A 12,225-nucleotide genomic window follows, 5' to 3' on the forward strand; every position below is an offset into this window, starting at 1 on the left:
TATGAGATGGTAAGAGGGTTTAGGTAGCTAAAGTGTTAAAATTTTGAAGATATAAAAAAAAGAAAGGGGGCAAATTATTGATTTGATAATTTGGATAGGGAGAAATTGAGGATTTTGCAAAAAAGAAGGTAGATTAGCTGAATATGTGAATACTAAATTAAAAATGAAAATTCAATTGTATAAACCCTATTTTAGCCAAGCGACTTTCAAACCATTCAGCTTGTGCTTCAGGATCAAAACTCCGACGGTCGCGACGGATATTATATTTTACAAAAAAACCAGGTTCGGTAGCTACTGAAAAATTTTTACTAAAGCGAAAAAGTATACCTAGAAAAGGATTTATAGCGATATTAGTGTAATGTTGTTTTCGTTCGCCATAGTGCAGATAACGCCCCCAAAGGTCAATACCATAGTAAAATTGCCATTTGTTGTAGTTTTTTAGCAATCTATCAATCCCTATTTTTAGGGCTATTTCATAACTGCTATCTTTAGAGCTTTCTGCACGATAATCACCTCCTATACGATAAGCAACAGTTGGTGTTTTCTGGTAGCGATATTCTAACAAAAAAGCATTGCTATCACTTGGAAAAGCAGCATTTACAAATTTAGAAAGCCCTATACCTATTTGATGTTTACAAGTAGTAGGAGAGGTTGTAAGGCTATCAGTAGAAGTAAAAAGAGCATTGCTCTCTTGAGCGAGAGCAATGCTGCTAATTATTATAAATATGAAAAATAAATTCTTTTTCATCAGTTTTATTCGTTAAAAAAGCGTTTAAAAATGTTTTTTACTTTTTCTTGGAAGTCAGAAACATATTCTTCTGCTTTCACTTTTGAACCATCTGAATAAATGAAGTAAATTATATCGTCATCACCTTCAACTGCATATTTCACATCGGCAATCTTTCCTCCATTTACTTTAAAGAGTTCTGCCTTAACATAAGTGTTTACTTCTTCTGTAGTGAGATCTCCAATTTTTTTACCTGCTTTATGAATAGCTTTTACATCTACCTTAGCCACCAATTGCAAATCATTTTGGATAGCTATTAAGTTAATATTATCAAATGCTTCTTCTACTGAAGTAAAACTATTATAGTTGCTTGAAGTTAGTTTTGCATTAGCTCTAAGCACTGTTGTACAACCTTTTGGTGAACTGAGAGAAAAATCAAAAAGAAATTCTTCAGCAGTACGTTTTGTAAGTTTCACAGTAGTAGTGAATGGTTCAGTGTAAATAGTAAGATCAATATGGTTAGGGAAAAGAAAATTGGTATTTTCTTCAAAAGTAACATTATTAAGTTTCATTTCAGCTACTTTTTTATTGTCTACCGTGATGATAATATGTCCTTTTACAGGAAATCTTTCACTATCACTTTCTACAGTGATAACTTTATCTTGATAGTTCTCTAGTACTGCACGACCATTGAGGTTAGTACCATTAGCAGTAGCAGGGAAAATCCAAGTGATATTACTGCTAGAACCAGTCTTACTCCACTCTTTAGTAACAACATTCCAAGTGTAAATACCTTTCAACTCTTGAAAATTAAAACCTCCATTTTTTTGAGTATCATATTGGTCATAGAATTTTTCACCTAAATATTCAGCCCAAGTATTATCTCCCGATTTTTTATTCACTTGGAACAAAAAATCAGCAAAACTGCCATCATTAGCTTTTTTAAAGCAGTCATAAACACTTTCCATAGTGTTTTTTACTATGGTTTTACCATCTTCAGGACTATAAACGGGTTCATTATCGTCCTTACTACCACACCCTACAAGGGTAGCTGTTGCCAAAAGGCTTAATAAAAATTTCTTCATATTACTGAATTACTATAATTTAACGGCGCAAAAGTATAGGTTTTAGAGAAATAAAATTGTTAAAGAATTGTTAATCTTTCAACTCCGCTAATCTTTTTATTCCCATTTCATAACCGTATTCAAAAGCGTGATCGAGCATTTTGGTATCCAGCACCCCTATATTGCTGAGGTTGTGCAACAATAGCAAATCGCATTTCTTGAATTTACGGCTGTAGTTGCCGTCCATCGCGATGTTGTAGATGCGTTGCATAAATTGGAAAGAGTTGCTGAGGTCTTTTTCGGTAATTGATTCTAAAGGATTTATAAAGCTACCTATGATTTTATCACATTGTTTTCTAATAGGTTCTATCGGAAAGTTATCTAAAAGTCCGCCGTCGCAATAGAGGCTTTCACCTATTCTCACGGGTGAAAAATAGGGTGGCAAAGCGGCTGAGGCTATTATAGGTTGAATGAGTTCTCCTTTGCTAAAATACTGTAGCTTGCCGTTCAGCAAATTAGTAGCTGTAACAATTAAGGGCAGTTGGAGTTCTTCAAAAGTGTGGTACTGAAGTTCTTTTTTGAAGAATTTAGCGTATTTAGCACTATCCACCAAGCCTACTTTCTTAAAGGTAATCATCGACCATTTGAACAAGGGAGTTTCCTTGAAAAAGCGCATCATATCATCGGGTTTTACCCCACAAGCATAGAGTGCCCCAATGAGAGCTCCTCCACTGGTGCCTGAAATGATTGATGGTCGCAAGCCTTTTTCTTCTAAGGCTTTGAGCAATCCAGCGTGTGCCAAAGCACGTACCCCGCCTCCTGAAAATACTAAACCTAACTTCATAAGTTGTCAATTATCACCTTTACGGATTGTCCCCCTTCGAAATTGTCGGCAATTGCCGAGTAAGTGAGTCGGGGACAATCTGCTAATTTGCTAATTATCTAATTAAAATAAACGCCAACATCGCACTTATATAAGCAATGCCGGTCATAAACAAAAACTGTAGGGCTGTCCATTTCCAGCTATTGGTTTCTTTGCGTACCACGGCAACCGTGCTAAGGCATTGCATCGCAAAAGCGTAGTAGAGCAATAGTGAAATTCCTGTGCCAAGAGTATATACGGGGGTGCCATCGGGGTGTACTTCCGAGCGCATTTTTGCTAAAATCGTGCGTTCTCCTTCTTCTCCCTCGGTATCGAGGTCTTTTCCTAAACTATAAACCGTTGATAATGTGCTGACAAAAACCTCACGAGCCGCAAATGAAGCGACTACTCCTATGCTTATCTTCCAATCGTAACCCAGCGGACGAAATACGGGTTCTATCCCCTTGCCTATATAGCCTAAAAACGAATATTCTAAACTTTCGGATTGGATGTAATTCGCTTTTTGTTCTTCTGTCCATTGGTGGGTTTGTGCTAGTTGTTCGGCGGTAGCCTCAATGCTGTTGTACTTTTCGCCCATTCCGTGAGAGCCTAAGAACCACAACAATACCGAAATTGCCAAAATAAACTTACCTGCCCCCATCACAAAACCTTTGGTTTTCTCGTATACTGTAAGACATACATTGCGCAGTAGCGGAATTTTATAGTCGGGGATTTCGGCTATAAAAAAACTGCTGTTCTTTTGTATTTTCAGCACTTTATCTAAGATAAAAGCCGAAAGTAATGCCACTACAAGCCCTAATAAGTACATTGCGAAAAATGTCCACGCTTTGTAGCTAACCCACAGAAAATCACCTTCGGGAATTACCAAATTGATAATGATAAGATACACGGGCAAACGCGCCGAGCAGGTCATAAACGGAGTAACGAGTATGGTGATAAGGCGTTCTTTCCAACTCTCGATATTGCGGGCAATCATTACAGCAGGCACGGCACAAGCAGCCCCCGAAATGAGTGGCACTACACTCTTGCCACTAAGCCCAAAACGTCGCATCACATTGTCCATCAAAAAAACAACCCTACTCATATAGCCGCTTTCTTCTAAAATGGCTATCAGGGTGAAAAGTACGGCTATTTGTGGGATAAACACAGTGATGCCTGTTATTCCAGGGAGCACACCATCGATGAGTAAATTAGTAAGTGCGCCTGCAGGCAATTTGGTCGCCAGCCATTCTCCTAAAATACCAAACCCGTCCTCTATCCAGTCCATTGGGTAACTCGACCAAGTGAAAACTGCTTGGAAAATGAGCAATAGTATAGCGGCAAATACCACATAACCAAAGAATGGATGTATGAGAAAACGGTCGAGGCGGGCGCGTAGGGTTTGTGCCTTGTGCTGATCTACCGTATAAGTTTCTTTGAGAGTTTCGTTGATAAACTGATAGCGGATAATAGTCTCTTTCTGCTGTTTGCGGCGTTGTTCACTTTCCGAAGTACCAAAGGGTATAGCCTCCAAGCGCGACATATCCACACAAGGGGCAACCCATAATTCTTTGAAGTCTACAATAGCTTGTTTCAATGCTAAAAGCCCTTCACCTTTGCGAGTGCTGGTTAGGATAACTCGGGTGTGTAACAAGCGTTCTAATTGGGGGATATCTATGCTAATGCCTTTGCGCTGCATCTGGTCAGCCATATTGATAACCAGAATAGTAGGCAGCTGGAGGTCTTTCACTTGGGTGAAGAGCAGCAAGTTTTGCTTGAGGTTGCTCACCTCGCTCACCACCACCACCACATCGGGGAAGTATGTTCCTTGGCGGTTGATAAGAGTATCCACAGCCACTTGTTCGTCTTCTGAACTTGGGTTGAGGCTATAAGTACCTGGCAAGTCGATAATTTCAGCTTGCTGGTTATCAGGGAGTTTGCAATGCCCTATTTTCTTTTCTACAGTAATACCAGGGTAGTTGCCCACTTGCTGGTTTAAGCCTGTAAGCGCATTGAAAAGAGATGTTTTTCCTGTATTAGGATTGCCCACAAGGGCGATTTTAAGATGTGCCAATTTACTAAATCTGTTAATTAAATTGCTTGTGCGACTTATGCCTAATTTGCTAATTGAATTGTTTTTGCCATATCTTTTCTAATAGAAAGATAAGCATCGTTCATACGAATGTAAATAGGATCGCCAAAAGTCGCCTTTTGGAGTACCTCCACTTCACTACCTACAAAACAGCCTAATTCAATGAGTTTAAGAGGAATTTTACAGCAGTCAAACTCCTGAATGACACCTTTTTCGCCTTTTTTAAGGTCGGCAATAGTATGAGGGTGAGATGGCACTTTTTCCATAGTGGTTGTTATTTAGAATTGTTTTAGACGGCAAAAGTAAGAATAATTTATTAATTGACAAATTAGCGAATTGGCAAATTTGCTAATTCGTTAATTATTCATATCTTTGCAACTCTAAACTCTCAAGTAACAAACGTGGAAAATATACAAGCAATAAAACAGCGTTTTGGCATCATTGGCAACGATTTAAAGCTCAATCGTGCGCTCGAAAAAGCTATACAAGTCGCCCCTACCGATATTTCGGTGCTCATCACCGGTGAAAGTGGGGTGGGAAAAGAGGCTATCCCTCGTATCATTCACTCACTCTCAATGCGCAAACACGGCAAATATATCGCTGTGAACTGTGGGGCTATCCCCGAAGGCACTATTGATTCTGAACTTTTTGGTCACGAAAAAGGCGCTTTCACAGGGGCTACAGCTACCCGTAGCGGTTATTTTGAAGAAGCCGATGGCGGTACTATTTTCTTAGACGAAGTGGGCGAACTGCCTCTTACTACTCAAGTGCGCCTCTTGCGGGTGCTGGAAAATGGCGAGTTCATCAAAGTAGGGTCTTCAGTAGTACAGAAAACCAATGTGCGCATTGTGGCTGCTACCAATGTACAAATGCAAGAAGCTATCAAAAAAGGACGTTTCCGCGAAGACCTCTATTACCGACTCAGCACGGTGGAAATACACCTTCCTCCTTTGCGCGAACGCAAAGACGATATACATCTGCTCTTCCGCAAGTTCGCTTCTGACTTTGCCGAAAAATACAAAATGCCTGCCGTAAGACTCAGTGAAGATGCTGTACATCTGCTCACAAACTACCGTTGGAGCGGTAATATACGTCAGTTGCGCAATGTAGCCGAACAAATTTCAGTGCTGGAACAACGCCGCGACATCACCGCAAGTCTTTTGCGCTCTTACTTGCCCGACGAAGGTACAAATTTGCCTTCAATAGTCCCTGCACAAAACCGCTCAGATAGTGATTTTAGCAACGAACGCGAGCTGCTCTACAAGGTGCTTTTCGATATGAAAAACGACCTCAACGACCTGAAAAAACTCACTCTCGAGCTACTACAACACGGCAATTCCCCCCAAGTACAACAAGAGAACGAAGGTCTCATCCATCGCATTTATGGCAACGACACTCGCAAAAACGACCCTACACCTCCTTCTTTTGCTTTTTTACCTGTAACGCCTGCCGAAAAAGAAATCCTTCCTCACGAAGTAGTGTACGACTACGAGGAAGCTGCTGAAGAAGAGCGTTTTTCACTCCAAGAACAAGAGCGTGAGATGATACGCAAATCATTAGAACACAACGATGGCAAACGCAAAGAAACAGCTAAGGCTTTAGGAATTTCCGAACGCACTCTGTACAGAAAACTAAAGCAATATAATATGATTTAGGGGTCAGGTCTCAGGTTTCAGGAGTTAGCACTATCTCCCTGCCCCCATCCTACTCGTCTGCCCCGTCCGACTTGTCTGACATTTTTTTTACTTATGAAAAGAATTATTATCATATTTATTTTAATAGCTTTTATTAGTTGTAGAGATAAGAAGAACGCTAATAACGTTGCTACTGAACCTACACCTACAGATACAGAAGTTGCTATAGCAACTCTAAAAGCTTTTTATTCATCTGTTTATAATGGTTCGTTAGATAACCGAGAAGTACTTTTCAAGCAATATGTTTCCAAGCAATTGTTGGAAAAGATTGACGAACTATCTGCTGATATGACATTAGATTACGACCCTTTTATAGATGGGCAAGATTTTTTTGCTGATGTTCTCAATAGTACATTAAAAATAACACCTTTAGAAAACAAAAATGAATACAGATGTTGTTTTTTACTATTTGGAGACACTAATGAAAAAGAAACTTGTGTAGACTATTTATTAGAAAAAGATAAGGACGGGCATTTTGTAATTTCTAAAATATTAAATGATGATATTTTAGCGGGGAAAAGAGATGTAATGCCTAGTGATATTCAAGAAACAACTATAGACTATAAAGAACTGGTTCAACTTTTAAAATTAGATTGTAATGCCTCTAATAAAGAAGAATTTTATAAATTGAATTGCCAAAATGTAAGGGTTGCAAATGAAATAGAAGAAGGTAAAAATAGTATATCTGAAATAATTACAGTAACTGTTGGTAAGGATGCTAGAAAAATCATCAGAAAGAAAAAGCCTAATGATTTACTTACTTCAAGCCCTTTTGTTTATTTGGATGAGGAAAACAAAACGTACATCTTGCTTTTTCCTTTGGTGGGTGAGTATAATTTTGGTTGGGAACTATATTGTTATAAGGATAACAAAATCTTTCCTTTAGGGCAGAGAATAACCTATTGGAAAGCAGAGTATGAAGAGTCTAAAACTACTTATGGTGATTTTGTAAAAATATATAGATCCGAAGGAAAATATATTGTTGCTATGCCTAAAAAATATATTTCAGCAGAGGATAGTGAATACAATGATTATCCTGATTATTTAGAAGGAACTCTCGTTAAAGATAAAAATATGTATTATTTTGAGTTTCCTTCTACGGAACTTCCTTATTACAAGAAATATAGGAATGGTGATAAAAAAGGATATTACGAAGAGTTTTTGAAAAACGATTTTACCACTCCTGAGGACATCGTCATAACAGAAGAGGGGGATCATTCAAAATGATAGTGGGGAGATGATTCAATTTAAAAATATTTCTGAGGTCATCAATCGCATACAAAAATCTAAACTCTTTACGCTGAAAAAAATGTATCAACACGACCTCAATCAAGATGGTAATAAAGATATCATCCTCGCTTTTGAAAACAACAACGCCCCAGAAACTGATGATCATAAGACTTTAGTAACTCCTGTTATTTTGTTAATTCATCAAGGAGGTGATAAATACAGATTCTTTCACAATGAAAAAATATATCCAAGTATGGAGTTTATTTTCTTCAAAAGAATTGCTTTTAAAGACAATTTTTTCACCATTGAATTAAATACTGAAGTACCTGGAAATTATACCGCTGAAAAGTATATCACTTTTAAATATAGTAAAAATAAGATTGTTCTACACCGATTTGGACATATCACCTATTGGTGGGATGAGAGAAAGCCTTCTAATGTTCAAGCAACACAAAAAGACTTTGGAGAAATCCTTTTTGAAGATTATGATCCTGAAAAAATAAATGAGATAATATACAAATAGGTTTTAAAATTAATTGTTAATCGTTAATTGTTAATTGATGAAAATAGGTATTATAGGTCTCGGTTATGTGGGGTTACCTTTAGCTTGCCTCTTTGCTAAAAAATATCCCACCGTGGGTTACGACCCTTATAAGGTGCGTGTAGAAAGCCTCAACGCTGGGGTAGATACTACCGGCGAAATCAGTAGTGAAACGCTTAAAGAGCGTTTGGCTACTCACCTCATTTGTACTACAAACCCTGCAGATGCCGCCGATTGCAATGTGTATATCGTGGCTGTCCCTACCCCTATCGACCTCTATCAGCAACCCGACCTTACCGCACTCCGCAAAGCGAGTGCAACAGTAGGGGCATTGCTCAAAAAAGGTGATATTGTGATTTACGAATCAACGGTTTACCCAGGAGTAACCGAAGAAGTATGCGTACCTGTCTTAGAAAAAGTATCAAACCTCGTGTTCAACCGTGATTTCTTCGTAGGTTACTCCCCCGAACGCATCAACCCTGGCGACAAACAACACACGGTGGAGAACATCTGCAAAATAACTTCAGGTTCTACCCCTGAGATAGCAGCAAAAGTCGATGCGCTTTACAATTCAGTACTCACAGGGAGTACTTATCTCGCCTCCTCTATCAAAGTAGCCGAAGCTGCCAAAGTGATAGAAAACGCTCAGCGCGATGTGAATATTGCTTTTATGAACGAAATCGCCAAAATATTCAATATTCTCGACATCGATACCAATGCCGTGATAGATGCCGCCAGCAGCAAGTGGAACTTTTTGCCTTTCCGCCCTGGATTGGTAGGCGGACATTGTATAGGGGTAGACCCTTACTACCTCATACAAAAAGCTAAGCTCCACGGCGTTTCACCCCGCCTAATGATGGAAGCCCGCAAAACTAACGATTCTATGGGGGGATATATCGCTTACCAGATTATCAACCGCTTGTGTTTGCAAGGTGCTCCAGTGAAAGATAGCAAAATCTTGCTTTTGGGCTTTACCTTTAAAGAAAACTGCCCCGACACTCGCAATACCAAGGTTATAGATATCTATCGCACACTCGAAAATTTCACTGCTCACATAGTGATATACGACCCTTGGGCTGACCCTAATCGTGCTGATGAAGAGTATGCCGTTAAAGTAGAAACCAATAGAGAAAACCTTCCTAAAAACAATGATGTGGTAGTGCTTTGCGTAGCACACAACGAGTTTTTACAGATGAATATAGCCGATTACCTAAACGAAAAAGGAATCATTTACGATGTAAAAGGCAAATTGCCTATTGCTGAGAATATTTTTAGATTGTAACAAATGAAAAATATCCTTTACATTGCAGTTTTCTTATTGCCCTCAATGCTTCTCGCTCAAGATTTCTTTGACGAAAGATGGTTTTTCCAAGCAAGTGCTCATCTAAACATCCCCAGAAAAGAAAAAGCTACTTATTCGTATGGGGTTCATTTTATAGATCATTTAGGTAGAGATGCTTCTTATGGAAAAGAATACAAGTTTAGAGAAAAAGTAATCTATTCCACCGATTTTTCAACTAATTACCTATTCACCCGTTCTTTGGCTGTAGGAGCTATTGTGGGGATTCACCATTTCAGAGCCCCCGTAACCACAGCTTTAAAAGCAGGAATTGTTGTTAGAGGAATGCTCCCTAAGGCTTCTTATGCCGATATTTACGGACAACTATCTGGTTTTATCCCACTAAGCAAACAAGTAAAGTCCTCTTTTGGCGAAGCTAAAATAGGGTTGAGTATCCCTATTGCTGTAGAAGATGCATTCACTGTAAGCGTATTGATAGATGCCTCATATACAAGTTTTGAGGTGGGCAAACCCATTCTTGCCGATGAAATCCCCGATACAGTAGAATACCGCACTTTAGGCATAGGTTTTGGCATCCGATTCTAAAATAAAAAAGCGCGTCACTATCACAGCAACGCGCCTTAGAATATATAATATAATAGCGATTTCTAAATTATTTTACTACCTCTTTCCAAAAACCGTGCCAAAACAATTTTCTAATTCGCTAATTTGCTAATTCGCTAATTAGTTTGTATCTTTGCCGCCTGAAAGTGAAGAACTATGGCAGCAGTACTTAAATTACTAGATGTTTTACCTTGTGATTACAAGCTCATCGCAGTACATTCAGCTTTAGACGACTATCGCTTGGCTTATTTTCTGAACAAAACGCTGCAATTGCAATTGGCTAAAGAAAACCAAAAAGCAAGTTTGTTAGACACTGTTTCGGGTAAATATTTTTCGTATTACTATTGGGAAAACCCCTTGTTAGGAACAGCTTGGCACTGCATAGGCAACAAACTGCTAATAGAGAAAGAAATGCAATCCCTTTCGCTTTTTGAGAGTACAACCTCTCTTATCTACTTAATAGACAAATACAAAAAAGTAGACTACTTTCTAAAAATTGACACCGAAAGGCGTATGGATTTAGCAACATTGCTCTCTAAAATATCCGAAATACCTGCTACTACCGCTTATACTATCGATACCGATACACTGAATAATAAATATAAACAGATTTTTCAAGAATGTTAAATACAAAAAAAACAAAGATTGTAGCTACCTTAGGTCCTGCTACCGAAAGTCCTGAGGTAATAAAAGATATGATGGCTGCGGGCGTGAACGTCTTCCGTATCAACTTCTCACACGCCGATTACGACGATGTGCGCAACCGCATCAAGATGATTCGCCAAATCAACGAAGAACACGGTTTTCATACCGCTATCCTCGCCGACCTCCAAGGTCCTAAATTGCGCGTTGGGGTAATGGAAGACGATGCTGTGGTATACCCTGGCGACCGCGTAACTTTCGTTACAGGCGAACCTTTTGTAGGTACTAAAGAACGCGCTTATATGAACTACAAAGCGTTCCCTCAAGATGTAAACCCTGGCGAACGCATTTTGTTAGACGATGGCAAACTCATCTTTGAAGTGGTATCTACCAATCGTGAAGACGAGGTAGTAGCCGTAGTTATACAAGGTGGTCCTTTCAAATCTAAAAAAGGGGTGAACTTACCTAATACCAAAGTATCTCTCCCTGCTCTTACCGAAAAAGACGTGCGCGATGCACTTTTCGCTATCTCTCAAGAAGTTGATTGGATCGCTCTTTCTTTCGTGCGCCACCCCGAAGATATCCAAGACCTAAAAGAACTTATCAAAGAAAATGCAGGTTACGAAATTCCTATCATTGCCAAGATTGAAAAACCTGAAGCTTTGGTAAATATCGATAAGATTATGGCTGCTTGTAATGGTATTATGGTTGCCCGTGGTGACCTTGGGGTAGAAATCCCAGCTGAAGAAGTGCCTCTTATCCAAAAAGAATTGGTGCGCAAAGCTAAATCTCACCACATCCCTGTAATCATCGCTACCCAAATGATGGAAAGTATGATTTCAAGCCTTACCCCTACCCGCGCTGAGGTGAACGACGTAGGAAACTCAGTAATGGATGGTGCCGATGCGGTGATGCTCTCTGGTGAAACTTCAGTAGGTAAATATCCTGTACAAGTAATCCAGCAGATGACTCGTATCATCAAAAGTGTAGAGGATTCTAACCTTATCCAAGTTCCTCTCATCACACCGTTTATACGTTCGTTGCGTTATGTAACCAACACGATCTGTTTCCACGCAGCTAAAATGGCTAACGACACCAATGCCAAGGTAATTACTTCACTTACAAACAGTGGGTATGCTGCCTTCCGTATTTCGTCATACCGCCCTAATTCACACATTCTCATTTTCACATCTAACAAGCGCATCCTCACCCAGTTGAACCTCTTGTGGGGGGTAACCACCTTCTACTACGATCGCTTTGTTTCTACCGATGAATTGATTGAGGACATCAACCATATTGCCAACGAAAAAGGCTATGTGGATATGGGTGATATAATGATAAGTCTCGTATCAATGCCAATGCAAGGCAAAGGAATGGTAAATACCCTCCGTGTATCCGAAATCGACTCTTGCGCCGTAAATTTCGAGAATAAAAAGAAAAAATAATAACAAGTTACAAATAATGAGTAAA

12 protein-coding genes are annotated in these 12,225 nt (G+C 39.2%); 7 read left to right on the forward strand and 5 right to left on the reverse strand.

The window, feature by feature from the left end; all coding sequences use genetic code 11:
- Positions 1-157: 157 nt before the first annotated feature.
- From CGC57_RS05275 to CGC57_RS05295, 5 genes are all read right to left on the reverse strand, one after another.
- Complete coding sequence (locus tag CGC57_RS05275) at positions 158-748, reverse strand: hypothetical protein (RefSeq protein WP_002678535.1); 591 nt, start codon at positions 746-748, stop codon at positions 158-160.
- Between the two features lie 5 nt (positions 749-753).
- On the reverse strand, positions 754-1,812 hold the full coding sequence (locus CGC57_RS05280; protein WP_095898267.1) for a hypothetical protein: 1,059 nt from the start codon (positions 1,810-1,812) through the stop codon (positions 754-756).
- Positions 1,813-1,882: 70 nt separating this feature from the next.
- Complete coding sequence (locus CGC57_RS05285; protein WP_095898268.1) at positions 1,883-2,635, reverse strand: patatin-like phospholipase family protein; 753 nt, start codon at positions 2,633-2,635, stop codon at positions 1,883-1,885.
- A gap of 94 nt (positions 2,636-2,729) precedes the next feature.
- Entirely contained in the window at positions 2,730-4,727 is a 1,998-nt protein-coding gene (gene feoB, locus CGC57_RS05290; RefSeq protein WP_198537263.1) for a ferrous iron transport protein B, read from the reverse strand.
- Between the two features lie 41 nt (positions 4,728-4,768).
- Complete coding sequence (locus CGC57_RS05295; protein ID WP_002678330.1) at positions 4,769-5,011, reverse strand: FeoA family protein; 243 nt, start codon at positions 5,009-5,011, stop codon at positions 4,769-4,771.
- Between the two features lie 135 nt (positions 5,012-5,146).
- On the opposite strand from CGC57_RS05295, the gene CGC57_RS05300 reads away from it, so the two are divergent.
- The 7 genes from CGC57_RS05300 to pyk all read left to right on the forward strand — a co-directional run bounded on the left by CGC57_RS05300 (position 5,147) and on the right by pyk (position 12,200).
- Positions 5,147-6,400: a sigma-54 interaction domain-containing protein gene (locus CGC57_RS05300; protein WP_002678411.1), complete on the forward strand. Its 1,254-nt coding sequence runs from the start codon at positions 5,147-5,149 to the stop codon at positions 6,398-6,400.
- A gap of 93 nt (positions 6,401-6,493) precedes the next feature.
- A complete protein-coding gene (locus CGC57_RS12970) occupies positions 6,494-7,666 on the forward strand; it encodes a YqhG/Tai3 family protein (RefSeq protein WP_232747285.1) in 1,173 nt (390 codons plus the stop codon).
- 10 nt (positions 7,667-7,676) lie between these two features.
- Positions 7,677-8,192 (forward strand): hypothetical protein, encoded by a 516-nt coding sequence (locus CGC57_RS05310; protein WP_232747287.1) that lies wholly within the window; start codon positions 7,677-7,679, stop codon positions 8,190-8,192.
- Between the two features lie 37 nt (positions 8,193-8,229).
- Positions 8,230-9,492 carry a nucleotide sugar dehydrogenase gene (locus tag CGC57_RS05315; RefSeq protein ID WP_095898270.1) on the forward strand — a complete coding sequence of 421 codons (1,263 nt, stop codon included), beginning with the start codon at positions 8,230-8,232 and terminating at the stop codon, positions 9,490-9,492.
- 3 nt (positions 9,493-9,495) lie between these two features.
- Positions 9,496-10,095 carry a hypothetical protein gene (locus CGC57_RS05320; RefSeq protein ID WP_095898271.1) on the forward strand — a complete coding sequence of 200 codons (600 nt, stop codon included), beginning with the start codon at positions 9,496-9,498 and terminating at the stop codon, positions 10,093-10,095.
- A 174-nt stretch (positions 10,096-10,269) separates the two neighbouring features.
- Positions 10,270-10,740, forward strand: a complete 471-nt coding sequence (locus CGC57_RS05325; RefSeq protein ID WP_095898272.1) for an IPExxxVDY family protein — start codon at positions 10,270-10,272, stop codon at positions 10,738-10,740.
- Positions 10,734-12,200: a pyruvate kinase gene (gene pyk / locus CGC57_RS05330; RefSeq protein ID WP_095898273.1), complete on the forward strand. Its 1,467-nt coding sequence runs from the start codon at positions 10,734-10,736 to the stop codon at positions 12,198-12,200. The genes CGC57_RS05325 and pyk overlap by 7 nt, the downstream gene beginning before the upstream one ends.
- Positions 12,201-12,225 lie beyond the last annotated feature (25 nt).

The organism is Capnocytophaga sputigena (assembly GCF_002302495.1).
Taxonomy (GTDB): domain Bacteria; phylum Bacteroidota; class Bacteroidia; order Flavobacteriales; family Flavobacteriaceae; genus Capnocytophaga; species Capnocytophaga sputigena.